The sequence below is a fragment of the Avibacterium sp. 21-594 genome (genome assembly GCF_026226815.1).
GTDB lineage: Bacteria > Pseudomonadota > Gammaproteobacteria > Enterobacterales > Pasteurellaceae > Avibacterium > Avibacterium avium.
In genome coordinates this window covers 66,818-90,871 of record NZ_JAKKOC010000001.1, presented here as the reverse complement: position 1 = coordinate 90,871, position 24,054 = coordinate 66,818, and the positions used below count along the sequence as shown (strand labels likewise).

At 41.1% G+C, this 24,054-nt stretch carries 23 protein-coding genes and 2 other RNA genes; 12 read left to right on the top strand and 13 right to left on the bottom strand.

Annotated elements, in window-relative coordinates; all coding sequences use genetic code 11:
* Nucleotides 1-97 precede the first annotated feature (97 nt).
* Nucleotides 98-1,735, top strand: coding sequence for an NAD-dependent malic enzyme (locus L5B76_RS00445; RefSeq protein WP_265753822.1), 1,638 nt, complete (start codon nucleotides 98-100; stop codon nucleotides 1,733-1,735).
* Between the two features lie 202 nt (nucleotides 1,736-1,937).
* On the opposite strand, the gene L5B76_RS00440 is transcribed toward L5B76_RS00445, so the two are convergent.
* From L5B76_RS00440 to L5B76_RS00430, 3 genes are all read right to left on the bottom strand, one after another.
* Nucleotides 1,938-2,513, bottom strand: a complete 576-nt coding sequence (locus tag L5B76_RS00440) for a 5-formyltetrahydrofolate cyclo-ligase (RefSeq protein ID WP_442780762.1) — start codon at nucleotides 2,511-2,513, stop codon at nucleotides 1,938-1,940.
* A 15-nt stretch (nucleotides 2,514-2,528) separates the two neighbouring features.
* Nucleotides 2,529-2,724: non-coding RNA, 6S RNA (gene ssrS, locus L5B76_RS00435), on the bottom strand.
* A gap of 96 nt (nucleotides 2,725-2,820) precedes the next feature.
* Nucleotides 2,821-3,129: a cell division protein ZapA gene (locus L5B76_RS00430; RefSeq protein WP_194750636.1), complete on the bottom strand. Its 309-nt coding sequence runs from the start codon at nucleotides 3,127-3,129 to the stop codon at nucleotides 2,821-2,823.
* Between the two features lie 195 nt (nucleotides 3,130-3,324).
* On the opposite strand from L5B76_RS00430, the gene L5B76_RS00425 reads away from it, so the two are divergent.
* The 4 genes from L5B76_RS00425 to L5B76_RS00410 are packed head-to-tail and all read left to right on the top strand — an operon-like array spanning nucleotide 3,325 to nucleotide 7,599.
* Nucleotides 3,325-3,870 carry a UPF0149 family protein gene (locus L5B76_RS00425; protein WP_265755495.1) on the top strand — a complete coding sequence of 182 codons (546 nt, stop codon included), beginning with the start codon at nucleotides 3,325-3,327 and terminating at the stop codon, nucleotides 3,868-3,870.
* A gap of 11 nt (nucleotides 3,871-3,881) precedes the next feature.
* Nucleotides 3,882-5,195, top strand: coding sequence for a Xaa-Pro aminopeptidase (pepP, locus tag L5B76_RS00420; protein ID WP_265753821.1), 1,314 nt, complete (start codon nucleotides 3,882-3,884; stop codon nucleotides 5,193-5,195).
* 26 nt (nucleotides 5,196-5,221) lie between these two features.
* Complete coding sequence (ubiH, locus tag L5B76_RS00415) at nucleotides 5,222-6,430, top strand: 2-octaprenyl-6-methoxyphenyl hydroxylase (protein ID WP_265753820.1); 1,209 nt, start codon at nucleotides 5,222-5,224, stop codon at nucleotides 6,428-6,430.
* Nucleotides 6,430-7,599, top strand: a complete 1,170-nt coding sequence (locus L5B76_RS00410; RefSeq protein WP_265753819.1) for an FAD-dependent monooxygenase — start codon at nucleotides 6,430-6,432, stop codon at nucleotides 7,597-7,599. The genes ubiH and L5B76_RS00410 overlap by 1 nt, the downstream gene beginning before the upstream one ends.
* Before the next feature lie 86 nt (nucleotides 7,600-7,685).
* Here the strand turns inward: L5B76_RS00410 and L5B76_RS00405 are convergent, their stop codons facing one another.
* The 3 genes from L5B76_RS00405 to L5B76_RS00395 all read right to left on the bottom strand — a co-directional run bounded on the left by L5B76_RS00405 (nucleotide 7,686) and on the right by L5B76_RS00395 (nucleotide 8,899).
* Nucleotides 7,686-8,240: a hypothetical protein gene (locus tag L5B76_RS00405; protein WP_147284855.1), complete on the bottom strand. Its 555-nt coding sequence runs from the start codon at nucleotides 8,238-8,240 to the stop codon at nucleotides 7,686-7,688.
* A 16-nt stretch (nucleotides 8,241-8,256) separates the two neighbouring features.
* Entirely contained in the window at nucleotides 8,257-8,652 is a 396-nt protein-coding gene (gene gloA2 / locus L5B76_RS00400) for an SMU1112c/YaeR family gloxylase I-like metalloprotein (RefSeq protein ID WP_115249565.1), read from the bottom strand.
* Between the two features lie 88 nt (nucleotides 8,653-8,740).
* Nucleotides 8,741-8,899: a hypothetical protein gene (locus L5B76_RS00395; protein ID WP_165779928.1), complete on the bottom strand. Its 159-nt coding sequence runs from the start codon at nucleotides 8,897-8,899 to the stop codon at nucleotides 8,741-8,743.
* 130 nt (nucleotides 8,900-9,029) lie between these two features.
* Here L5B76_RS00395 and L5B76_RS00390 point away from each other — a divergent pair, with 130 nt between their 5' ends.
* Together L5B76_RS00390 and uspE are read left to right on the top strand one after the other, a co-directional pair.
* Nucleotides 9,030-9,797 (top strand): FNR family transcription factor, encoded by a 768-nt coding sequence (locus L5B76_RS00390; protein WP_265753818.1) that lies wholly within the window; start codon nucleotides 9,030-9,032, stop codon nucleotides 9,795-9,797.
* A 117-nt stretch (nucleotides 9,798-9,914) separates the two neighbouring features.
* Nucleotides 9,915-10,847 (top strand): universal stress protein UspE, encoded by a 933-nt coding sequence (gene uspE, locus L5B76_RS00385; RefSeq protein ID WP_265753817.1) that lies wholly within the window; start codon nucleotides 9,915-9,917, stop codon nucleotides 10,845-10,847.
* A gap of 76 nt (nucleotides 10,848-10,923) precedes the next feature.
* Here the strand turns inward: uspE and folC are convergent, their stop codons facing one another.
* The 3 genes from folC to truA form a co-directional block, all read right to left on the bottom strand.
* The gene (gene folC, locus L5B76_RS00380) at nucleotides 10,924-12,288 is read right to left on the bottom strand and encodes a bifunctional tetrahydrofolate synthase/dihydrofolate synthase (protein ID WP_265753816.1); all 1,365 of its coding nucleotides are present in this window, start codon (nucleotides 12,286-12,288) and stop codon (nucleotides 10,924-10,926) included.
* The gene (accD, locus tag L5B76_RS00375; RefSeq protein WP_103852883.1) at nucleotides 12,281-13,180 is read right to left on the bottom strand and encodes an acetyl-CoA carboxylase, carboxyltransferase subunit beta; all 900 of its coding nucleotides are present in this window, start codon (nucleotides 13,178-13,180) and stop codon (nucleotides 12,281-12,283) included. The genes folC and accD overlap by 8 nt, the downstream gene beginning before the upstream one ends.
* 74 nt (nucleotides 13,181-13,254) lie before the next feature.
* The gene (truA, locus tag L5B76_RS00370) at nucleotides 13,255-14,046 is read right to left on the bottom strand and encodes a tRNA pseudouridine(38-40) synthase TruA (RefSeq protein WP_265753815.1); all 792 of its coding nucleotides are present in this window, start codon (nucleotides 14,044-14,046) and stop codon (nucleotides 13,255-13,257) included.
* Nucleotides 14,047-14,156: 110 nt separating this feature from the next.
* On the opposite strand from truA, the gene L5B76_RS00365 reads away from it, so the two are divergent.
* Entirely contained in the window at nucleotides 14,157-14,999 is an 843-nt protein-coding gene (locus tag L5B76_RS00365; protein WP_265753814.1) for a patatin-like phospholipase family protein, read from the top strand.
* 79 nt (nucleotides 15,000-15,078) lie between these two features.
* Here the strand turns inward: L5B76_RS00365 and rplY are convergent, their stop codons facing one another.
* Together rplY and L5B76_RS00355 are read right to left on the bottom strand one after the other, a co-directional pair.
* Nucleotides 15,079-15,366: a 50S ribosomal protein L25 gene (gene rplY / locus L5B76_RS00360; RefSeq protein WP_115249559.1), complete on the bottom strand. Its 288-nt coding sequence runs from the start codon at nucleotides 15,364-15,366 to the stop codon at nucleotides 15,079-15,081.
* Nucleotides 15,367-15,763: 397 nt separating this feature from the next.
* Nucleotides 15,764-17,251 (bottom strand): carbon starvation CstA family protein, encoded by a 1,488-nt coding sequence (locus L5B76_RS00355; protein ID WP_265753813.1) that lies wholly within the window; start codon nucleotides 17,249-17,251, stop codon nucleotides 15,764-15,766.
* 312 nt (nucleotides 17,252-17,563) lie between these two features.
* Here L5B76_RS00355 and L5B76_RS00350 point away from each other — a divergent pair, with 312 nt between their 5' ends.
* The 4 genes from L5B76_RS00350 (at nucleotide 17,564) to cydC (ending at nucleotide 23,017) form a co-directional block, all read left to right on the top strand.
* The gene (locus L5B76_RS00350; RefSeq protein ID WP_265753812.1) at nucleotides 17,564-18,415 is read left to right on the top strand and encodes a co-chaperone YbbN; all 852 of its coding nucleotides are present in this window, start codon (nucleotides 17,564-17,566) and stop codon (nucleotides 18,413-18,415) included.
* A 66-nt stretch (nucleotides 18,416-18,481) separates the two neighbouring features.
* Nucleotides 18,482-19,435, top strand: coding sequence for a thioredoxin-disulfide reductase (trxB, locus tag L5B76_RS00345; protein WP_265753811.1), 954 nt, complete (start codon nucleotides 18,482-18,484; stop codon nucleotides 19,433-19,435).
* Between the two features lie 82 nt (nucleotides 19,436-19,517).
* Nucleotides 19,518-21,293, top strand: coding sequence for a heme ABC transporter permease/ATP-binding protein CydD (gene cydD / locus L5B76_RS00340; RefSeq protein WP_265753810.1), 1,776 nt, complete (start codon nucleotides 19,518-19,520; stop codon nucleotides 21,291-21,293).
* Nucleotides 21,293-23,017, top strand: coding sequence for a heme ABC transporter ATP-binding protein/permease CydC (cydC, locus tag L5B76_RS00335; RefSeq protein ID WP_265753809.1), 1,725 nt, complete (start codon nucleotides 21,293-21,295; stop codon nucleotides 23,015-23,017). Before cydD ends, cydC begins: the two co-directional genes overlap by 1 nt.
* Before the next feature lie 64 nt (nucleotides 23,018-23,081).
* Here the strand turns inward: cydC and ffs are convergent.
* Nucleotides 23,082-23,180: signal recognition particle sRNA small type (ffs, locus tag L5B76_RS00330), an RNA gene on the bottom strand.
* A 221-nt stretch (nucleotides 23,181-23,401) separates the two neighbouring features.
* Nucleotides 23,402-23,986, bottom strand: a complete 585-nt coding sequence (locus L5B76_RS00325) for a tyrosine-protein phosphatase (protein ID WP_265753808.1) — start codon at nucleotides 23,984-23,986, stop codon at nucleotides 23,402-23,404.
* Nucleotides 23,987-24,054 lie beyond the last annotated feature (68 nt).

Genomic DNA, 24,054 nt, shown 5'->3' with positions numbered 1-24,054 from the left:
ACTCCACTTGAAATTGTTATTTATGCGCCTATACTCAGTAGCAAATAGCGATTTTACCTCTCAACAAATAATCTATTTCATAAATAAGGAGTTAATAATGAGTCATACCCCTGATATTCTAACTAATCCCCTAACCAATAAAGGCACGGCTTTTACGCTTGAAGAACGTAATAAGTTAGGTTTAACAGGACGATTACCTGCGGCTGTGGAAACCCTTGATGAACAAGCCAAACGTGCTTATGAGCAGCTTTCTCGTTATGAAAAACCAATGGAAAAATACATTTTCCTTGACCAACTACATAATCGTAATGAAGTGCTGTATTATCGTCTTCTTACCGATCATCTCGCCGAAATGTTACCTATTGTTTATGACCCAACCGTAGGTGATGCAATAAAACAATGGAGTCGTGATTATCGCCGTTCTCGTGCTGTTTATCTAAATGTGAACCGCCCAGAAGATATTCGTGCTTCTTTTGAAACATTAGGGCTTGGAGCAGATGATGTAGATCTCATCGTGTGTTCTGATGCAGAAGAAATTCTTGGTATTGGTGACTGGGGCGTAAACGGAACAGATATTTCTGTCGGAAAACTAGCGGTGTATACAGCAGCTGCGGGCATTGATCCAAGCCGTGTGATTGCGGTGAATTTAGATGTAGGTACAGATAATGAAGCGCTTCTCAATGATCCAACTTATATTGGTAATCGTCACGCGCGTGTTCGTGGTGAACGCTATGATCACTTAATTAATGAATATCTCAAAGTCGCTTCTGAAATGTTCCCTAACGCTCTATTGCACTTTGAAGATTTTGGCCCTTCCAACGCCCGCCGTATCTTAGTTGAAAATCGTGAAAAATACCGTATTTTTAATGATGATATGCAAGGAACAGGGGCGATAGTTATGGCTGCGGTGATGTCAGGCTTAAAAGTAACAAAGCAGAATTTTGCAGAACAGCGCCTTGTGGTTTATGGTGCAGGTACGGCTGGTACAGGAATGGCAGATCAAATCAGCGCCGCAATGGAACGTAACGGACTTTCACGCGAAGAAGCGAAAAAACGCGTATGGCTAATTGATATTAATGGCTTAGTCACTGATGATATGCCAAATCTGCCTAATTACCAACAGGAATATGCTCGCCCTGCTGCAGAAGTAGCTAATTGGGCGCGTGAAAATGGCAAAATTGGCTTGTTAGAAGTGGTAAAACAAGTGAAACCAACCATTTTAATTGGTACATCAACAGATCACGGTGCATTTACTGAAGAAGTTGTTAAAGCCCTTTGCGCAGGCGTGGAACGTCCAATTTTATTACCGCTCTCTAACCCAACAGAACGTATCGAAGTAATGCCACAAGATGCCGTGCCTTGGTCACAAGGTAAAGCCTTAATTGCAACGGGAATCCCTGTTGATCCTGTACAATATAATGGTACTGACTTCCATATTGGACAAGGCAATAATGCACTACTCTACCCAGGATTAGGTCTAGGGGTAATTGTATCTGGGGCAAAACAGGTTACAGATGGAATGTTACTTGCTGCGGCCGAAGCTGTAGCTAGCCAAGTGAACCCACAAGATTTAGGTGCATCACTTCTTCCACCAGTGGATAACTTACGCGCTTCTTCCGCCACTGTTGCGGTTGCCGTTGCTAAACAAGCGGTAAAAGATGGTGTGGCAACAAGACAAAGTGATAACTGGGTACAAAGCGTACAAGATGCAATGTGGCAAGCTATCTATCGCTAAATAGTATCTATGCCGTCTAATATTTAGACGGCATTTTTATAAAAAATAGGAAAATAATATACTTTTTCTCACCGCTCATTAAACTATAATAGGTGGAATGGTAAACACTACTCACTTATATATTGGAATTACGCTTGTATTACGGAGTAGATAAAAGTGCGGTTCTTTTTTGTTAATTATTTGCGAATTTTAGGCCAAAAATTTAAGCCGAAAGAATGGTAAATAATGGAATATCCCAGCTTTCCACAGGTAATATATCAACTTGCTGGCATTGATGCGCCAAGCCTACGGGAATAAAATTTTTATTTTGCCAATTTTGTAAAGTGCGGTCGTAAAAGCCGCCGCCCATTCCAAGGCGATTACCCACCTTATCAAAGGCCACTAAAGGGGTGAAAATAATATCTAACTTTTCCGCTGGCAACACATTTCTCACATCTAACTGCGGTTCAAAAATCCCAAATTTATTTTTCACTAATGCTGTATTTTCTTGATAACGCAAAAATAACAAATGATGCGCTGAGAAAGGGTGCAACACAGGCAAATAAACCTCAATTTTTTTCTGCCATAATTGTTCAATAAGCTGTTGCGTTGAAATCTCCCCATCAAAAGAAAGATATAAAGCTATTCGTTTGGCTTGTCTTTGCTCAATAAAATCAAGGGCTTGTTGAGTAATGCTGTGTTCTGCTTGGAAATGTTGTTGTGCGCTTAAATTTTGCCGTAATTGGCGGATATGTTGGCGAATGGCTTTTCGTTGTTGAGAAATCAAATAATCACTCATAATGAATAGAGAAAAGAAGAACCCAAGATGCCGTTGCAGGTAGCAGTCCTTGAACCCGAAGGCTCAAGGGAATCAGTTATTATCGTTTTTAGGCTTCTTACATCAGGGCTTGCGCCAAGGTAAGCCTGCTCACCAACAAAAGGAAACCGATTCATAAGATTGTAATTATCGGCTCAGGGACATAACCCACTGACGAACATCTCAGGTATATTTGAAACTGGTTTTATACTACTCCAATTTATCTGGCTTGACCAGTCTATTTTCTGATTCAGCCACACAAAATCATATTCTTTCGCCAATCTGGCAATCAATTATTCAATTTTTGAGCTAAAACCGTTTGTAATGAACTACCCAACTGCTGAATTTGCGTACTCACTGCATTTTCAATCATCTGTGTTTTTTGCTCTTGCTGAATCAGCTCATAACTGAGATTTAACGCCACAATAGAAAGCACTTTGTCTAATTGCAAAATGCCTGTCCGTTCTTTCATTTCGGAAACCCGTTGATCTAATGCGCGGGCGGCCTGACGCAAACCATCTTGCTGCTCTTCGGGACAATTTAAACGTAAAATTTGCCCTAATACGGATAATTCAATGCTGTTATTTTGAGATGACATTACTTCCTCGCTTAATCAATTTGGCTCATACAAAAAGAGCGGCTATTTTTTCTGGCGTTTTTGCCAATCAAATTTCTGTTCTATTATGCCATAGCAAATATTTTTCGTCATAAAAATCCGCCTGATTGTGGTTAGCTTAATCTAACAGTGCTAAACTACACCTATCTTAAGCAAAAGGAAAAAATTATGTCTGATATTCTCTCTTATGACGAATTAGAACAAAAACTCCGCCAAGCCACCATTCCTGTTACCGCGGCCGAATTGCACGGTTTTCTCACGGGCTTAATTTGTGGTGGCGCGAGTGAGCAAAAATGGCCGATTTTTATGAATGAATTTACCAATAATGGCGAAGCCTACCCTACGGCGTTGTTAAAAGAGGTTTCGGCGCTTTATCACGATATTCAGCACAGTTTAGAAGATATTGATAGCTTCAACTTTCAACTTTTCTTGCCCGAAAATGGCGATTTGTTTAACGAAATTGATGCTCTTTCAGAATGGACAAGCCACTTTTTGCTCGGTTTAGGCTTAGTGCAAGCGAAAATGGATAAAGAAACGGGCGAAATTGGCGAAGCCTTAGATGATCTACAAAATATTGCTGTATTGGCTTATGAAGAAGATGACGATCCTGAAGAGCTAGCGGAATCCTTAGAACTAGCGGCGGAATATGTTCGAACTCTCGTGGCGGTGCTTTACACCCATTATCGCCCTTACCAATCATCACAAAAAACCGTGTTACATTAAGGAGAAAAATTATGAATCTAGCCTATTTAGCGGAAATTCCCGCAGAAGAATTTGCTCAACGCCGTGAAAAAATGCTCGCGCAAATGGCGGAGAATTCTGTCGCCGTTATTTTTTCAGCCAAAGAGCAGGTTCGCAATAGAGATTGCAATTATCCTTTCCGCCAAGATAGCTATTTTTGGTATTTAACTGGATTTAACGAACCCGATGCCGTTTTACTTTTAACCAAAACTGCTCAGCAATCTCGCACCATTTTATTTTTACGCCCTTCTGATCCCTTAATGGAAACTTGGAATGGCCGCCGTTTAGGAGTGGAAAAAGCAGCACAACAATTAAACCTTGATCAAGCCTATTCCATTGAAGATTTTGCGACTCAATGGCAAAGCCTTAGCCAAGATTTCACCACCCTTTACCACAATCCAGCACCTCAATCTTGGGGCAATGCCTTGCTTGAAAAAAGTGCGGTGCAATTTTCACAAATTTTCGACTGGGCAGATATTTTAGATGAAATGCGCTTATTTAAATCTGCAAACGAACTTGCTTTATTGCAACAAGCCGGTCAAATCTCTGCCTTAGGGCATTTGCGTGCAATGAAACAAACGCGTCCAAATCGTTTAGAGTTTGAGCTAGAAGGTGAGCTATTACACGAATTCCACCGCTTTGGTGCGCGCTTCCCTTCATTTAATTACATTATCGCCGGCGGTGATAATGCCTGTATTCTGCACTATGGCGAAAATGATCAAGCATTAAAAGACGGTGAGCTGGTGTTAGTGGATTCAGGTTGTGAGTTTGCCCATTATGCAGGTGATATTACCCGTACTTACCCTGTGAATGGTAAATTTAGCCAAGCCCAACGAGAAATTTATGAAATCGTATTACACGCCCAAAAACACGCGATCAACGCTCTTGTGGCGGGAAATACAATTCAGCAAGTCAGCGAAGAAGTTATCCGTATTAAAGTGGAAGGTTTGGTGCGCTTAGGCATTTTGCAAGGGGAAGTGGATCAGCTGATCGCCGATGAAGCCTACAAAGCCTTTTATATGCACGGATTAGGCCATTGGCTTGGCATTGATGTTCACGATGTAGGGCGTTATAGCCTTGAAAAAGACAGCAAATTACGCGATCGTCCATTAGAAGTGGGAATGGTGCTAACGGTTGAACCCGGCTTGTATATTCCAGCCAATGCCGATGTGCCTGAGCAATATAAGGGCATTGGCGTGCGTATTGAAGATGATATTGTGATCACCGAATATGGCAACAAAGTGCTAACCAGCGCCGTGCCAAAAGAAATTGATGAAATCGAACAAGTGATGGCACATAACGCGTAATGACAATGAAGTAAAACGGGGCAAAAATGGAACAAATTGAGCATTATGATGTGATTATCGTGGGCGGCGCAATGGCAGGTTGCACCCTTGCTTTAGCGTTAAGTGCGCAAACTCAAGGTAAAATGCGCATTGCGTTATTAGAAAAGCAAGCGCCCCAACAACATCAGCAAAGCGGTTTTGATGCCCGTTGTATTGCCCTTTCAGCAGGTTCTTGCCAACAGCTTGCGCAGCTCAATTTGCCCAACCAACAATCATTATGGCAACAAATTTCGCCCCTTGTCTGCCCCATTGAGCATATTCACGTTTCTGATAAAGGCCATAGTGGTTTAGTCGAATTTCACACCGATGAATTTCAGCTAAAACAACTGGGCGCGGTAGTCGCCTTACAGCCTGTGGGAGAAATCTTGCTGACTGCAATCAAGCAATACGCCAACATTGATTATTTTTCCCCAGTGGAGATTGAGCAAATCCAATTTGATCAAGTGCGGGTGAAAATTTCGCTAAAAAATCACCGCACTTTATCTTGTCAGCTGATTATCGGTGCAGATGGCACACAATCTTTGGTGGCGAAATCTGCCAACATTGCGATCAACAAACTGCGCGATTATCAGCAAACCGCCATTATCACCAATATTCAAACGCAGCAACCACATCAGCAACGAGCCTTTGAGCGTTTCACTGCGCAAGGTCCATTGGCGCTTCTGCCAATGCAAGAGAATTTAATGTCTTTAGTATGGTGCGTGAAATCGTCCGATGAGCTAATGGCATTGTCCGATGACGCATTTCTCGCTCGTCTGCAACAACAATTCGGCTGGCGGCTTGGCAAGTTGCAACAATGCGGCAAGCGTTTTGCGTATCCTTTGGCGTTATATCAAGCCAGCCAGCATATTCATCACCGCACCGCATTAGTCGGCAATGCTGCACAAACCTTACACCCTATTGCAGGGCAAGGGTTTAATCTTGGTATGCGTGATGTGATTTGCTTAGCTAAATTGTTAAGCCAAGCCTTTATGCAAGGGCAAGATCTCGGCACTTATTCTTTATTAAGTCAATATGAAAAAGCACGTCAAGGGGATCAAACAAGGCTCATCAACTTAACTAACGGCTTGGTTTCTCTCTTTGCCAATGAATTATTACCATTGCAAATTGGGCGAAATCTGGGGCTAATGGCAATGGCGCAATCTCATTTACTCAAACAGCAATTTATCAAACCAGCATTAGGGTGGTTAGAATAGTGAAAAATTTTGATCTGATTATTATCGGTGGTGGAATGGTGGGGCTTGCGCTCGCTGCCAAATTAAAAAATACCGCAATGCGTATCGCCCTGCTCGAACCGAATCCGCCGCATTTTTCTTTAGCGAATATTGCTTATCGTGTCAGCGCGTTAAATCTTGCGAGCGAACATTTATTGCAAGAACTCAACGCGTGGCAAACCATTCAAGCTGAACGTGCCACCGCCTACGATAAAATGCTAGTGTGGGAAAAAGACAGCTTTGCCAAAATTGAATTTGACACCAAAGGCTTGGGCATTTCCCACCTTGGGCATATTGTGGAAAACCAGATCATTCAACATAGCCTATGGCTGCAGGTCGCCACTCAAGAAAATGTGGAAATTTTCAATGCAACAGCGCAACACTTGGGCATTAACGAAAGCACCGCCATTCTCACCTTAACAGACGGGCAAATGTTAGCGGGGAAACTAGTTGTGGGCGCAGACGGCGCAAATTCTTGGTTACGCCAAAAAGCCAACATTCCACTGATTTTCCGCGATTATGGGCAATACGCCTTAGTGTGCAACGTGAAAACCACAGAACCACATCAACACTGCGCCAGACAAATTTTTGCCCCAGATAGCATTTTGGCGTTCTTGCCATTACATCAAGAAAATCTGTGTTCTATCGTGTGGTCGCTTCCGCCAGAACAAGCCAAACAGTTGAGCTGCTGTGAACAAACAGAATTCAACAAACAACTGAGCATCGCTTTTGATAATCAGCTGGGATTGTGTGAAGTGCAAAGCGAACGTCAATCCATTCCGCTTACCGCGCGCTATGCACGCAACTTCGCCCAACCGCGTATTGCCCTAATTGGCGATGCCGCACATACCATTCACCCACTGGCAGGACAAGGGGTAAATCTTGGATTGCAAGATGCCCTACTACTCGCGCAAGAAATTGAAAAACATTTTGCTCTGGGCTTAGACATCGGTGAATACCGCAACCTGCGTTATTACGAACGCACACGCAAAGCCGAAGCAGTAAAAATGCTCATCGCAATGCAAGGCTTAAAAGATCTCTTTGCTGGTAACAACCCACTGAAAAAACTCGCCCGCGGCATCGGCCTTAGCGCTACCAATCAATTCAGTTTGTTGAAAGAACAACTGATTCGGCAGGGATTGGGAATTTAATTTTACTCAAATCACATAAAATTGATAAAAAAATACCGCACTTTACTTTATAACCGATATAAAAAAGTGCGGTATTTTCTGAACGATTATCGACAAATCGTTCTCTTTAACATTTCTGAACTTTTTTCAATATTTTCAGTGGCGATTTGTTTACCATATTTATTTTCTTCATCTTGCACTTGACGCGCAATTTTCTCATCTTGAATATTAAATACTGGCGCATATTGCACATTTTTTGGTGCGTTTTTAGAATAAATGGTCGCACCTGCAATACTTGCATAATATTCATTATTAGCTTGATCGATATAATAAGTACGGGAATCGGTCATATCCACACCATAATGGGATTTAAACCCGCGGCAAATTCCTGCTCCTGATTTAAATACCGTATGAGCCACACGATTCTCGCTCACCTCATACACTTCAAATTCAATACTTTTTGCCAGCTTTTCTGCATCACTCATTTTTTTCGGGTTTAGCTGTTCTGCCTGTCCGCTGACATAGGTTTTACTTTCGGGATCACTTTCAGAAAAACGAAAAACTTCTACATAACCTGAAGGCTCAGCCATCTCTTCAACTGCCATAGCAATATGGCTAAAAAAGCTCATCAAGATCGCCGTTGCTACATTTAACTTTTTCATTTTTATACCAAAGATTTTATTCAATTTCATAAAGCTCTAAAGGTAAACCATCAGGATCTTGGAAAAAGGTAAATTGCTTACCCGTTAACTCATCAACTCTGATAGGCTCACAATAAATATTATGATCGGCTAAATAGGCCACAACCTGATTAATATTTTTTACTTTGAACGCCAAATGACGTAAACCACAAGCCTCTGGTCTTGTTGCTCTGGCTGGCGGATTTGGAAAGGAAAACAGCTCAATTTGACTGCCATCGGGCAAGGCTAGATCCAACTTATAACTTTCTCGCTCTGCCCGATAGGTTTCTTGAATAACCTTCGCCTGCAAAATCTGCGTGTAAAAATGTTTAGATTTCGCATAATCTGACGCAATAATTGCAATATGATGAAAACCTAAAAATAATGAATTCATTTTTCCTCCACGCAAAAACTGGCTTACTATATCATTTTTTTAATCAAAAAGGGAATATAAACCCAAATAACAATTATTTTACAACTAACTACTCGCTGGCTTTTTCTTTGTCTGAAATTTGCTGATTTTCCACCGCACTTTGGATTTTTTCATAATGGCAAGTGCGGTAGAAAAATGCGGAAAGTAGTACGCAGAGCATTAAAATAATTTGGATTAAACGTTTTTTGGTCAGCTTTTCGGTGGCCATTTTTCTTCCTTACAATTCTTTGATGATTAAAAACTTCTTAATTTTACCATTTAATGGTATCATTTCTTGCGTTAGATCAATTTTATATGATTTTTTTCTGCTTTACCTAATTATTTGAGGATGAAATAAAATGCTATCAACTGAGTCAAGAACGACACGCCGTGGTCAGCCGACTGGTTGCACAATCCATTGTCAAGATTGTAGTATCAGCCAGCTTTGTATTCCTTTTACCTTAAATCAACAAGAATTAGACCAGCTTGATAACATCATCGAGAGAAAAAAGCCGATCCAAAAATCGCAAATTCTGTTTAAGGCGGGCGATCCATTAAATTCTCTCTACGCTATTCGTTCTGGAACAATTAAATCCTATACCATTAGTGAATCGGGTGAAGAGCAGATCACCTCTTTCCATTTGCCAGGGGATTTAGTGGGCTTTGATGCGATTACCAATATGCAACACCCAAGCTTTGCGCAAGCCTTAGAAACTGCGATGGTGTGTGAAATTCCGTTTGATATTTTAGATGATTTATCAGGTAAAATGCCTAAATTGCGTCAGCAAATTATGCGTTTGATGAGCAGTGAAATTAAAAGTGATCAAGAAATGATCCTTTTGCTTTCCAAAATGAACGCAGAAGAACGTTTAGCCGCCTTTTTACATAATTTATCAGCTCGCTATTCGGCTCGTGGTTTTTCAGCGCGAGAATTTCGTTTAACGATGACCCGTGGCGATATTGGTAATTATTTGGGCTTAACGGTTGAAACTATTAGTCGTTTATTAGGACGCTTTCAAAAAACGGGAATGCTAACGGTGCAAGGAAAATATATCACCATCAATGATATGGCTGAGTTATCTACCCTTGCGGGAACCACAAAAACCCGTATTCAAATAGTTGAATAGTCTATTTTTTGGGGGAGTTTTCCCCCATTCATTTTGCTTTTCCTTCAGTTTACCTTGTCATTTTGCTTAATATTCTCTATGCTTATAGCAGTTTAACTATTGCTATGGAGGCATATAATGAAGTTCAAAAATATTCTTGTGGTGCTAAATCCAGATAATCAAAAACAATATGCGCTGGCGCGTGCGGTGCGTTTGGTGAATGAGCAAAAAAGTGAAAATAAAGTAAAAATTACCACTTTTATGTCGGTTTATGATTTATCCTACGATATGTCCGCGTTGCTCTCTGCGGAAGAACGAGAAAATATGCACCAAGGCGTGATTTCACAACATCAAAAGCTGATTCAGCCTTATTTTGAGAAATATGCTGATCCGAATATTGAATTTGAATCTATCGTGGTTTGGGATAATAATGAAGCAGAAGCCATTAGTGCTGAAGTAGAAAAAAACCATTACGATCTAGTGGTGAAATATACACAAAATCAAGAAGAAAGTTTAACTTCTCTCATTTTTACGCCAATGGATTGGCAATTATTACGCAAATGTCCTGCGCCAATGATGATTGTAAAAGATGGCGATTGGAAGCACCAAAGACGCATTCTTATTGCGGTAAATGTGTCAGATAATGAAGAGCATCACCAATCTTTCAATGATGAATTGGTGAATTTAGGTATTGATTTAGCCGATGTGCTGGAACGTGGTAATGTGCATTTAGTCAGTGCCTATCCTCCCCCACCTATTAATATGGCATTAGATCTGCCAGAATTTAGTAATACGGATTATGGCAATAGCATTCGTGGACAATACCTAATTAATATGAAAGCCTTACGCCAAAAATTTGGCATTGATGAGGATCATACCCACGTTTTGGAAGGATTCCCTGAAGAAGTGATCCCAAAAGTTGCGGAAGAATTAGGCGCGGAAACCGTTGTATTAGGCACGGTGGGCAGAACAGGGCTTTCTGCTGCGTTTTTAGGTAACACGGCAGAACACGTTATTAGCAAATTAAATTGTAATTTATTAGCCATTAAACCAAGCCAAAATAAAGATTAATTTTTTCTAAAATAAATCTAAAACAAAAGGCATTAAACTGAAATTTAATGCCTTTTTTCTAATCCTAAACTTATCTCTAAGCTTTATCTAGCAATTCCAACAACTGCCCTACGGTATAAAACGAACCAAAAACTAGCAGGACATCATTTTCTTGCGAATTTTGCACCGCACTTTGTAGTGCTTGCTCCATTGAGGAAGATGAGCTTGCTTTCAGCGTTTTGTTTTGTGATAACGCCAGCGCTTGCAGTTCGGCTAACAATTCTTCTCCACGTTGTCCACGAGAACCTGACAAGCTAATACAATGCCATTCATCAATCACATCAAGCAGTGGAGAAAGCACGCCTTGGGTATCTTTATCTTTCAAAATACCACAAACCGCCAGAATACGTTGTGTCGGTTGTTTAAGTGCGGTGAGTTTTTCTGCCAAATATTTTGCGGCGTGTGGATTATGCCCTACATCAATAATCACTTGTGGCAAGGCTTTTTCGTTACAATGTAACAGTTCACTCAAACGCTGTCGCTGTGCGCTATCTAGTGGTTGGAAACGTCCTGTAAGTTGAACATTTTGCAGCGCTTCACGAATATGTTGTTCTGTAATATTAAATGGCAAATAAGGCAACACCGCTAAAGCCGTAGCAGCATTCGCTAGCGGAATATGTGGAAAAGGCGGATTTTCTAACCGCACTTTTTGGCTTTCATTTTCGCCATTCTGACAGTGTTTACTTTGCCATTGCCAGCTTTGAGCGGTTTGGCTGAATGTCCAATCTACCCCACAGCGACTGAGCTGACAATCCAGCTTTTGTGCGTGTTCCAACATTGTATTCGGCACATCAGGCTCACCAATAATGGCCGGTTTATTCGTTCGGAAAATCCCTGCTTTCTCAAAGGCAATTTGCTCACGGGTATCACCAAGAAAATCCGTGTGATCAATATCAATGCTGGTAATCACCGCAATATCACTATCCACAATATTGGTGGCATCTAAGCGTCCGCCTAGCCCCACTTCCAAAATCACCACATCAAGCTTAGCCTGTTTAAACAAATACAACGCCGATAAGGTGCTGTATTCAAAATAGGTCAAAGATTGGGTTTTATTCTGCTCAATAAAGGCAAAAGAAGCACTATGTTGCGCATCGGGCAATTCTTGATTTTGAATGCGAACACGTTCGTTATAGCGGATTAAATGGGGGGAAGAATACACACCCACGCGATAACCCGCATTGAGCAAGATCTGTTCCAACAAACGACAGGTTGTGCCTTTGCCATTTGTTCCACCAACGGTGATCACAAAAGGCGCTGGCTTGAGCAAATCAAGCTGTTCTGCCACCGATTTAATGCGCTCAAGACCTAAATCGATGGCTTTAAAATGGCTTTGTTCCAAATAAGAAAGCCACTGCGACAAAGGCGAAGTGGCTGTTAAAGAAGATTTAAGATTATTCATTCTCAGGGAGATTTTCTACTAATTCAGCTTGCACAAAAGGAGAAGGCTTATTAGAAAGTTTGCTTAACAAGCTCGCAAGGGTTTCACGCATATCTCCACGTTTTACGATCATATCAATCGCCCCTTTTTCTAATAAGAACTCGCTGCGTTGGAAACCTTCTGGCAGTTTTTCGCGTACGGTTTGCTCAATCACGCGTGGGCCAGCAAAGCCAATTAAGGCTTTAGGTTCAGCAATATTAATATCGCCAAGCATAGCAAAACTTGCTGAAACCCCACCAAGGGTTGGATCCGTTAGCACGGAAATAAAGGGTACGCCTTTTTCACGCATTCTTGCCAAAACCGCACTGGTTTTTGCCATTTGCATTAAAGAAATCAATGCTTCTTGCATACGCGCGCCACCACTGGCTGAAAAGCAGACAAAAGGACAATTGTCTTCAATGGCTTTTTCCGCTGCTTTAACAAATTTTGCCCCAACCACAGCGCCCATTGAACCGCCCATAAAACTAAAGTTAGACGCCGCAGCAACCACAGGCATTCCATATAATGTACCTGCCATTGCGATTAACGCATCTTTTTCGCCTGTTTCTTTTTGTGCTGCGGTTAAACGATCTTTATATTTTTTTAAGTCTTTGAATTTTAAGATGTCTTTTGGCTCAAGATCTGCGGCAATTTCCACCGCACTTTCTTTATCTAATAAAGCTAATAAACGTGTACGCGCATCAATACGCATATGGTGTCCGCATTTTGGACAAACTTCTAAATTACGCGTTAATTCATCACGATATAATACTTGTCCGCAAGAAGTACATTTTGTCCAAACGCCTTCTGGCACGTTGGCCTTGCGTGTGTTTGATGCCGTATTCTTACTAAAAATTCGATCAATCCAGCTCATTTTAACCCTTTCTTATTCATAAAAAATTCTGCTTATTACACCATAATTTGCACTAAGATTCTAGCTTTTAAACGCTATAACTGATCGGACAAATAAAGTGGCCCAAGTGCATTTTGCGGAATGGCAAATTGTTCAGGATAATGCACTTGCACTAAATAAAGCCCTTCTGGTTTGGCGGTGGGCGCAGCCAACTTGCGATCTTTTTGCGCAAGCAGCCAGCTTATCCACTCCACAGGCTGACGCCCTGTCCCCACTTCCATTAGGCTGCCTACAATATTTCGCACCATATGATGCACAAAGGCATTAGCTTGAATATCCACAATAATGTATTTTCCTTGTCTAATCACGTTCAAATGATGCACATTTCGCCACGGTGTATTGGATTGACATTGTGCCGCACGGAAAGAAGAAAAATCATTTTCCCCCAATAAGGCCTGCCCTGCTTGGTGCATTAATGTGTGATCTAACGGCTGATGATAATGAGTAACCCCTTCTGGTAAAATCGCCGAACGCAATTTATTGTTATAAATCACATAGCGATAACGGCGAGCCGTAGCGCTAAAGCGCGCGTGAAAATCCTCATCAACCTGCTTTGCCCAAGATACCGCAATATCATCGGGCAAATTGGCGTTCACCCCAAAACTCCACGCACTTTCTGCACGAATGGCATTGGTTTCAAAATGCACCACCTGCCCTGTTGCGTGTACGCCAGAATCCGTCCGCCCTGCGCAGAAAATTTGACAGTCTTCATTCGCAACAAAAGAAATGGCTTTTTCCAACCGCTCTTGCACGCTGGCAACACTCTCCTGCCGTTGCCAGCCAAAATAATTCTTGCCGTTATATTCAATACCTAGGGCAATTTTCATTTTTCTATCCTAATTTCATCTAATAGGCTGGCATTATAAAGTAAATTTATTGCTTGATGAACCCTAACCAAGTGTTATCATCTAGCCTTTGTATTTCAAAGGGTGTGATGATGAAAGTTGGATTAGTGTTAGAAGGCGGTGCGATGCGCGGAATGTTCACGGCTGGCGTGCTTGATGTATTTCTTAAAGAAAATGTACATATTGACGGCATTGTAAGCGTATCGGCTGGTGCGCTATTTGGTGTGAATTATCCTTCTAAACAAGCAGGGCGTGTCATTCGTTATAACCTAAAATACTTGAATGATAAACGCTATCTCGGCTTTACTAGTCTATTTACCACGGGCAATATTGTGAATAAGGATTTCGCTTTTTATCAAGTGCCGTTCACCCTTGATCCCTTTGATAACGAAACTTTCAAACAAGCCAATACCGATTTCTACGCCACGCTCACCAATATTGAAACGGGGCAAGCGGAATATGTAAAAATCACCGATCCTTTTGCCCAGATGGAAACCTTACGCGCCACTTCCGCAATGCCTTTTGTTTCGCAATATGTTGAAATTAATGGTAAAAAATATTTAGATGGCGGAATTGCTGACAGTATTCCATTGGATTTTTGTCAAAACTTAGGTTACGAAAAAATTATCGTTATTTTGACCCGCACTTTAGATTATCGCAAAAAACCGTCAGCAAAATGGCTGATTAATTGCTTCTACCGTAAATATCCACATCTTGCCGAAAAGCTTATTCAACGTGCGGAAGACTATAATCACCAAATTGAGAAAATTATTAAGCTGGAGCAGGAAGGAAAAATTTTCGTCATTCGCCCACCGCAAGATCTGCATATCAAACGCATTGAAAAAGATCCGCAAAAAATTCAGGCGATGTATGAATTAGGGGTAAATGAAGCAGAAAAGCAAATGGATCGTCTTAGACGCTATCTTGAAAAATAATTTTGTCTAGATAATAGATGACAAAAGGCTCTTTGCATAACAAAGAGCCTTTGCGTTCAGATTCGTTTAAATTAAAAGATTATGCTCTTTTAAAGTCAATGTGAACGAGTTTTGGTTTGAATGGGTGGCGTTGCATTGCTTGTACTTTCACAGCCACTTCTTTACCATCAATCACTAAAGTAATCACGTCTGAATAGAAAGAATCGTGTACTTGAGCGTTGTTTACTTCATCGTGGTTTAAGATGATTGAAACTGGCGCTTCATTCCCACCATAAACGATTGCAGGAATTTGGCCATTATGACGCAGGCGGCGGCTCGCACCCTTACCTTGCGCTGTACGCACTTCAGCGTTAAATTTGAATGACATAATTGTATTCTCTTTAATAAAAAGTTAATCGAAAAAATCGCAGGCGACCCAGCGATTTCACAAAATCAAGCTCAAAGAATCTTTGAGACGGCGGATTATAATCAATCCTTGCGTTTAAATCAAATGGAATTGTGCTAATACCGTTGATTTATATCGATTTAATTTTTCTTACAAAAAATCTAAAATATTTTTGAACTATCTGTTCTAACGCTAGTCTTAGTAAATGCTAGTGCACTGCAAATTGCAGTTGTCTTTTTTAAATAGTTTCTTATTTAAGATCTCTCCGCCACCTAGATTTAGTGTGGCGGTTTTTTTATGTCTAAAATCCAAAAAATAGGCATAAAAAAACCGCACTTTATCATCAAGACAAAGTGCGGATAAATTTTAGCTAATTTTCTTAGCTTTTCACTGTTTCAGAATCTGGATCACCGTTGGCAATTGGTTTTAGCAAAGTGAAGAAACAAATCACTGCCACTACGGTTAAACCTGTACCAACCCAAACAGACACATCGTAGCTTAAGCCTAAACCGATTTTTGCGTAAGCAAGGAAAGTGGCAGATACCATTGTCATAAAGATTGCTGGAATCGTACAGATCCAGTGGAATTTATGATAGCGATATAAATACGCAGCAGCTGTCCATAACATTACCATTGCAGTCGTTTGGTTCGCCCAACCGAAGTAACGCCAAATCACTTGGAAATCAAGTTTAGAAATAATGAAACCTAACACGAATAGTGGAATGGCAATAATTAAACGTTTAATTAAGTTACGTTGGTCAATTTTGAAAAACTCTGCGATGATCAAACGTGCTGCACGGAATGAGGTATCTCCAGAGGTAATCGGTAACACCACCACCCCAAGCACAGCCAGAATACCACCGAAATAGCCAAGCATATGGGTTGCAGAATCATACACCACTTTTGACGGTGTGCCTGCTGTGATCGCCTCGTTCATTAATGCTGGGCTATCGTAGAAAGTTAAACCTACCATACACCAAATTAAGGCAATTACCCCTTCACCAATCATTGCGCCATAGAAAATAAAACGTCCTTCTGTTTCATTTTTCATACAACGTGCCATCAGTGGCGATTGAGTTGCGTGGAAACCTGAAACCGCACCACAAGCGATGGTCACGAAAATTAATGGCCAAATTGGTAAACCTTTTGGATTCATATTTTCGAAGAATTTCGAAAAGCTCATTTCACCTACGGTGTGGAATAAGGCTTTATCTTCAAATAATAAAGCAAATAGCATACCGAACGACATAAATAGCAATAACGCGCCAAAAATTGGATAAATGCGACCAATAATTTTATCTACTGGTACTAAGGTTGCCACAATGTAGTAAGCAAAGATAATAGCAGTCCAAACAACCAAGGTGCTTTTGCTTTCTAAATTGAACGCATCACCTAAATTATCTACGGTTAAGTTAGTTAATAAGCTCGCAGGTGAAATAACGAACACCACCCCAACAAGGATCAATAACACAAGGGCAAGGGCATTCATAAAGTGCTTCACTGGCGCACCTAAATATTTACCCGCAAGGTTAGGCACAGATTGACCGCCATTGCGTACACTCAACATTCCACAGAAATAATCGTGTACCGCTCCGGCGAAAATGCAACCAAACACAATCCACAACATTGCAACTGGGCCATATAACGCCCCAAGGATTGGGCCGAAGATCGGGCCTGTTCCTGCAATATTTAATAATTGGATAAGCCAAATTTTTCTTTTTGACATTGGTACATAATCCACCCCATCAGCCATTGTGTTAGCTGGCGTTGCACGATTTGGGTTAATTTTAAAAACCCGTTCCACAACGGAACCATAAAAGAAGTAACCAAGCAAAAGCAAGGCTACACAGGAAAGAAACCATAACATAAGAGAACCTCATAAATTAATGATGGAAAAATCCGCACGCAAGTTTAACAAGAGTAAAAATACTGTAAATATATTGTTGCAATTTATGTGATCTTACGCACAATTTTTATTCACCTTTACTTTGCTTTTACATTTATTGTGCGTTTAATGCGCAAAGCTTGCTCTCGCTTTTCAAATTCTAACAGCACTAACCCACTTGCTACTTATTATTAAGATCAATTAAACAAGAAAAGTTTTACAAAAACCACCGCACTTTTGTTACAATCGATGGCAATTTTTGTAACTCAAATTAGCGTGAAACGTGGAGTGAAAATGTCAGCTTATATTATTGATGTTACCGAACAAAATCTCACCGAGATCTTGCAGCAAACCCAACAAAAACCTGTTGCGCTTGTGTTTTATGCACCAAGCCACGGGGAATCTAATGCGTTTGTGAGCGTGCTAGAACGCTATGCGGAAAAATACCAAGGGCAATTTTTATTAGGCAAAATTAACTGTGAAACCGAACAAATGGTCGCGGCGCAGTTTCGTATTCAAGCCTTGCCAACCACCTATTTATTTAAAGATGGGCAAGCCCTTGATGCGTTTCAAGGAGCATTAGATGACGCTACCCTTGAGCAACATTTAAGCCTGATTTTGCCAAAAGAAGAAGAGATTAAATTTACCCAAGCGTTAGATTTTCTGGCGAATGAAAACTATGAGCAAGCCTTGCCATTGCTAAAAGAAGCGTGGGAGCTTTCCGATCACAAAAACAGCGATATTGCCCTGCTTTATGCGGAAACCTATATTGCAATGAAACGCGTTGAACCAGCGCAGGAAATTTTAAACCGTATTCCATTGCAAGATCGCGATAGCCGTTGGCAAGGATTGCAAGCGCAAATCGAATTATTAATTAAAGCAGCAGACACGCCAGAAATTCAGCAATTACAAGCCGAATACACCAACAATCCAAGCCCTGAAGTGGCCTTAAAACTGGCGTTACAGCTACACCACGCGCACCGCAATGAAGAAGCCTTGAAATTATTATTCAGCTTATTAAAGCAAGATTTAGGCGTGCTGAATGGAGAAGTGAAACAAGAGTTTTTATCTATTCTTGCCGCCATTGGCAATAACGATCCGATTACCAATAAATACCGCCGATTGCTTTATTCACTACTCTATTAATGAATTTAACGGCGTAAGCCTCTATAATAGAGAAGATTTTTTACGATTTATTAACTAGGAATTTTTATGTCAGAAATGAAACATTGCAAACTGTTAATTTTAGGTTCAGGCCCTGCGGGCTACACCGCGGCTATTTATGCGGCGCGTGCTAATTTAATCCCAGTATTAGTTACAGGTTTACAACAAGGTGGACAGCTTACTACCACAACAGAAATCGAAAATTGGCCGGGCGATTTTGGCGATACCACCGGCCCAGAATTAATGCAAAGAATGTTGCAACACGCGGAGAAATTCGATACTGAGATTATTTTCGATCACATTAATCGTGTTGATCTTTCTTCTCGTCCATTTAAACTTTATGGCGATGTGCAAAGTTTCAGTTGTGATGCGTTAATCATCGCAACAGGCGCTTCTGCGCGTTATATCGGTTTACCCTCTGAAGAAGCATTTAAAGGCCGTGGGGTTTCCGCTTGTGCTACTTGTGATGGTTTTTTCTATCGTAACAAGCCTGTTGCGGTTATTGGTGGAGGCAACACTGCTGTCGAAGAAGCTCTTTACTTGGCTAATATTGCCTCTGAAGTGCATTTAGTACATCGCCGTGATAGCTTTCGAGCAGAAAAAATCTTAGTTGATCGTCTGTACAAAAAAGTGGAAGAAGGAAAAATTATTCTGCATACCCACCGCACATTAGATGAAGTATTAGGCGACAATATGGGGGTAACAGGCATTCGTTTAAAAGATACCCAAACAGACGAAACCGAAGAACTCAAATTAGACGGTATATTTGTGGCGATTGGCCACGCCCCAAATACAGAGATTTTTGCCGGTCAGCTAGAATTAAATAATGGCTATATTGTGGTGAAATCTGGCTTGGAAGGCAATGCCACTGCCACTTCGGTTGAAGGCGTATTTGCAGCAGGTGATGTGATGGACCATAATTACCGCCAAGCCATTACCTCCGCGGGTACCGGTTGTATGGCTGCCTTAGATGCAGAACGTTTCTTGGACAGCCAAGAATAAATCTCAGCGGTGCATTATTGCTGCAATGCACCGCTTTTCTTTTTCATTATGACATCACTCATTAACTCTTTTACGCAGAATTATGGATAAAGCTCGCCAACGATACTTACAAAAATGGCTACGCGCCCAACAAAAACCAATAAAAACCTTACTTAGCCTTAATATTTTATTGGCTAGCCTTTCATCTCTTATCTTAGTTGCACAAACCTACTTGCTCGCCACCCTATTACACCAGCTCATTATGGCGCAAACCGCAAGGGAAAATTTAATCGGTTATTTTATCGCTTTAGTGATAGGCTTTGCCTTACGCGCAATGATTTTATATTGGCGAGAACGCTTGGGATTTAAGTGCGGTCAAAAATTACGTTATTTTATCCGTCAACAAATTTTCACCAAATTACATCAAGTTGGCCCTGCGATGATCAACCAAAAACCCGCAGGCAGTTGGGCAACTATTATGTTAGAACAGGTGGAAAACCTACATAATTTCTATGCCCGCTATTTACCACAACAAGCCCTTTCGGTGATCGTTCCATTGATTATTTTGATTGCTATTTTTCCACTCAATTGGGCGGCTGGACTGATTTTGCTTGTTACCGCCCCGCTTGTGCCTATTTTTATGATCCTTGTTGGGATCGCCGCTGCAGATAGCAGCCAAAAAAATATGCAAACCTTAGCAAAATTAAGTGGGCAATTTTTGGATCGTCTGCGTGGGCTTGAAACCTTACGTCTATTTAATAAAACAGAAGAACAAACCGCCCATATTGAGCAAGCAACGGAAGATTTCCGCGAAACCACTATGGACGTGTTGAAAATGGCATTTTTATCTTCTGCGGTGTTGGAATTTTTTACCTCAATTTCCATTGCGCTGATGGCAGTATATTTTGGTTTTAGCTATTTAGGCGAGCTTGATTTCGGTTCCTATGGCACACCAATCAGCTTATTTATTGGCTTTTTCTGTTTAATTCTTGCCCCTGAGTTTTATCAACCTTTGCGTGATCTCGGCACTTATTACCACGACCGTGCCGCTGCCATTGGCGCTGCTGATGCAATTGTTGAATTTTTAGAACAGCCAGTTTTAAATGAGGTAAAAACAAAGCCAAATGGCTCTTTGAATGAAGCCTTGATAAATGAAAATATCGCAATCCACGCCCAAGATCTGGTGGTACTCTCGCCACAAGGTAAACCGCTCACCGCCCCCCTTAATTTTCATCTGCCGGCTAAAAGTCATACGGCGTTAGTCGGGCAAAGTGGCGCGGGGAAAACCTCATTAATCAATACCCTACTCGGCTTTTTAGACTATCAAGGTAGCCTGAAAATTAATGGCGTTGAACTCAATCAAATTAATAAAGCCCAGTGGCGCAGTGCGATTGCTTGGGTGGGGCAAAATCCCTTGCTATTACAAGGCACGATTCGCGAAAACCTACTCTTAGGCGGTATCCAAGCCAGCGATGAACAAATTCAGCACGCTTTGGCACAAGCACAGGCTGCCGTATTTACCGATAAATTAGGGTTAGATGCCGAAATCAAAGAAGGAGGCATTGGCCTTTCCGTGGGGCAAGCACAGCGTTTAGCTATTGCCCGCGCCTTATTGCGTCATCGTCATTTATTGCTCCTTGATGAACCTACCGCCAGCCTTGATGCACAGTCAGAAAATCTGGTGCTTTCCGCCTTGCAAAAAATTAGCCGTGAACAAACCACCTTGATGATCACGCACCGCATTGAAGATCTGAAACAATGCGATTGCATTTTTGTGATGCAACAAGGACAAATCGTTCAACAAGGCAATTTTGCCCAATTACAAAATAACGGATTTTTCGCAGAACTTCTTGCACAACGTAAACAGGATATTAATTAATGCGTACACTTTTACCATTTTTACGTTTATTTAAGCACGCCAAATTCGTGTTATTTTTAGGCTTAATCCTGATGATCACAGGGCTTGCCGCCAGCATTGGTCTATTAACGGTTTCAGGCTGGTTCTTGGCCGCAACCGCCTTGGCTGGCATTGGCACATTATTCAATTTTTTCTATCCCTCAGCCACCGTGCGCGGATTGGCGATTGGACGCACCGTAGCCCGTTATTTTGAAAAAATCGTTACTCACGATGCCACCTTTAGAATCCTTGCTAAATTGCGTGTGCAAGTGTTCCAAAAGATCATTCCCCTAAGCCCAGCCGTGCTAAATCGCTATCGCAACAGTGATTTATTAAACCGCTTAGTGGCCGATGTGGATACGCTCGATAGCCTTTATCTTCGCCTGCTCGCACCCTTTATCACTGCTTTGTTAGTGATTGGCTTTCTCACTCTCGGTTTGAGCTTTTTTAACCTTCCACTGGCGCTCTTTTTTGGTGCAATTTTGACCGCACTTGTCTTGATTGTGCCAACGATTTTTTATCATCTAGGACAAAAGTTTGGACATAAACTCACCCAAGCGCGCGCTGCTTACCGCACGCGATTTGTGGAATATATCCAATCTCAAGCAGAATTGTTGCTGTTTAATGCCGAAAAACCGCTCAAACAAAAACTGGACGAAACAGAACAACAATGGCAACATTTTCAACAAAAAGAAGCAAATTTAAGCGGATTTTCCACCGCACTTGTTCTTTTTGCCAATGGCATTTTGCTCGCGCTCACCTTATGGTTTGCCGCCAATGCTGATTTTGGCAGTGATCGATACAGCCCTGCGATTATCGCCCTATTTGCCCTTGCAGCACTGGCTGCCTTTGAGATTTTAATGCCTTTGGGATCGGCATTTTTGCATATTGGGCAAGTGATTGCTTCTGCCGAGCGCGTTACCGAAATCACCGAACAAACACCTCTCGTGCAATTTAACGGACAAAAAACTATCGAAAAAAACACCGCACTTGATCTTTCCATTCAGCAAGTGAGTTTCACTTATCCTGAACGTCAAGATGTTGCACTACAGAACATCAACCTTGAAATTCCACAAGGACAAAAAGTTGCTATTCTAGGAAAAACTGGCAGTGGCAAATCCACCCTGTTACAGCTTTTAGTTCGAAATTATAATCCCGCACAAGGGAAAATTTTCCTTGCCAATCAACCGATTGAAAGCTACAGCGAAAAAAGTTTACGCAACCAAATGTGCTTTTTAACCCAGCGTGTGCATATTTTTAGCGATACCTTGCGTAATAATTTACAGATGGCTAATCAGCAACCGATTTCTGATGAGGCAATGATTGACGTGCTAAATCAAGTGGGCTTAGGCAAATTGTTAGAGCAAGGCTTAGATCAATGGCTTGGCGATGGCGGCCGCCCGCTTTCAGGCGGTGAACAGCGCCGTTTAGGTTTAGCGCGCGTATTGCTCAATCAAGCGCCCATTTTACTGCTTGATGAACCTACCGAAGGTTTAGATCGTGAAACAGAACGCCAAATTCTGCGTTTAATTCTCGCCCATTGCCAAAATAAAACCTTAATTATGGTAACGCACCGCCTTACCGCGATTGAACAATTTGATAATCTTTGCATTATTGATGACGGCAAATTGATCGAACAAGGCAATTATCAAACCTTAATGGCAAAAGAAAACGGCTTTTTCAAACAATTAGTGGAAAGAATTTAGTTGAGTTGAAAAAGTGAAAGATTGATTTAAGGGAAAAAGTTGAGAAAAGAAAAGCTGGGCGGAAACCTTCCCAGCTTGATCTCGGCACACGAAAAATCTGACTTTGGCTGCTTTCTTCCGAACCTGACCGAGTAAACCAGACCTCGTTGCGAGGAACCGAGAAGGTTTCCATAACATCTGCCACCAAATCTAGCAACAGAACGCCCGCATTATGCCCCAAGCCCCACGGAATTGCAAATCTTTCACACTCAAATACAGTTAAATGCTGAAAAATAAGGCAATAATTTTCTAGTGTTTGCTGAAATTTTTCTAAAAGGGCTCTACTCCCAAAAGTTGAGCTAAGAGGCAACTTATTAAGCGGCAGATTTTTGTTAAAAGATTGTGCTAGTTTTTATTCATTCTTAATTGAATTAGGTTTTCTCTAACTTGATTAATATTATCTGGGGTAAAAAATCCTTCGATGTTTTTCCAAATTGAGTGGAAGCCATACGGCCCTTCGACCATTTCTCGTTTTGCTTCGTTAGGCTCCCAATTTTGATATATGATTCGATACATAGCAGAAATTAGACCTGTACGATCTGCGCCATGATAACAATGCACTAATACCGCACCTTGATTTTGTGCTTGTTCAATTTCCCATAGTACATTGGCGACTTCTTTAGGCGTTATTGCCCAAGATAGTAATGGTGTATTGATAAGTTTTAAATTGGTATGCTGAAAAGCGTTCCTGTCTTCATTACGATCAAAAAAACGTAAATTGACAATGGTTTTTATATTGTGTTTTTGAATTAAATCATAGTTTTCTGAGGTGAGTTGCTCACTACGAAATAATTTATTATCTATGTTATAAAGGTTTGTTTCTTGGTTCTGCAATACGGCCCAATGCTGTGTATTCTGCGGTGTTTCCGTGGGCGTTGTTGTACAGGAAGAAATAAATAATATTGGGATTATAATATAAGTTTTTTTCATAGATATATTTTATGATCCAATTTTAGTTAGTATATTTAGGGCTTTTTCGCCTTGATTAAGGTAAGTAT

Coding starts and splice junctions, on each gene's coding strand:
- L5B76_RS00445 (WP_265753822.1), top strand. CDS start 98: ATGAGTCATACCCCTGATATTCTAACTAATCCCCTAACCAATAAAGGC.
- L5B76_RS00440 (WP_442780762.1), bottom strand. CDS start 2,513: ATGAGTGATTATTTGATTTCTCAACAACGAAAAGCCATTCGCCAACAT.
- L5B76_RS00430 (WP_194750636.1), bottom strand. CDS start 3,129: ATGTCATCTCAAAATAACAGCATTGAATTATCCGTATTAGGGCAAATT.
- pepP (WP_265753821.1), top strand. CDS start 3,882: ATGAATCTAGCCTATTTAGCGGAAATTCCCGCAGAAGAATTTGCTCAA.
- ubiH (WP_265753820.1), top strand. CDS start 5,222: ATGGAACAAATTGAGCATTATGATGTGATTATCGTGGGCGGCGCAATG.
- L5B76_RS00405 (WP_147284855.1), bottom strand. CDS start 8,240: ATGAAAAAGTTAAATGTAGCAACGGCGATCTTGATGAGCTTTTTTAGC.
- gloA2 (WP_115249565.1), bottom strand. CDS start 8,652: ATGAATTCATTATTTTTAGGTTTTCATCATATTGCAATTATTGCGTCA.
- L5B76_RS00395 (WP_165779928.1), bottom strand. CDS start 8,899: ATGGCCACCGAAAAGCTGACCAAAAAACGTTTAATCCAAATTATTTTA.
- L5B76_RS00390 (WP_265753818.1), top strand. CDS start 9,030: ATGCTATCAACTGAGTCAAGAACGACACGCCGTGGTCAGCCGACTGGT.
- uspE (WP_265753817.1), top strand. CDS start 9,915: ATGAAGTTCAAAAATATTCTTGTGGTGCTAAATCCAGATAATCAAAAA.
- folC (WP_265753816.1), bottom strand. CDS start 12,288: ATGAATAATCTTAAATCTTCTTTAACAGCCACTTCGCCTTTGTCGCAG.
- accD (WP_103852883.1), bottom strand. CDS start 13,180: ATGAGCTGGATTGATCGAATTTTTAGTAAGAATACGGCATCAAACACA.
- truA (WP_265753815.1), bottom strand. CDS start 14,046: ATGAAAATTGCCCTAGGTATTGAATATAACGGCAAGAATTATTTTGGC.
- L5B76_RS00365 (WP_265753814.1), top strand. CDS start 14,157: ATGAAAGTTGGATTAGTGTTAGAAGGCGGTGCGATGCGCGGAATGTTC.
- rplY (WP_115249559.1), bottom strand. CDS start 15,366: ATGTCATTCAAATTTAACGCTGAAGTGCGTACAGCGCAAGGTAAGGGT.
- L5B76_RS00355 (WP_265753813.1), bottom strand. CDS start 17,251: ATGTTATGGTTTCTTTCCTGTGTAGCCTTGCTTTTGCTTGGTTACTTC.
- L5B76_RS00350 (WP_265753812.1), top strand. CDS start 17,564: ATGTCAGCTTATATTATTGATGTTACCGAACAAAATCTCACCGAGATC.
- trxB (WP_265753811.1), top strand. CDS start 18,482: ATGTCAGAAATGAAACATTGCAAACTGTTAATTTTAGGTTCAGGCCCT.
- cydD (WP_265753810.1), top strand. CDS start 19,518: ATGGATAAAGCTCGCCAACGATACTTACAAAAATGGCTACGCGCCCAA.
- cydC (WP_265753809.1), top strand. CDS start 21,293: ATGCGTACACTTTTACCATTTTTACGTTTATTTAAGCACGCCAAATTC.
- L5B76_RS00325 (WP_265753808.1), bottom strand. CDS start 23,986: ATGAAAAAAACTTATATTATAATCCCAATATTATTTATTTCTTCCTGT.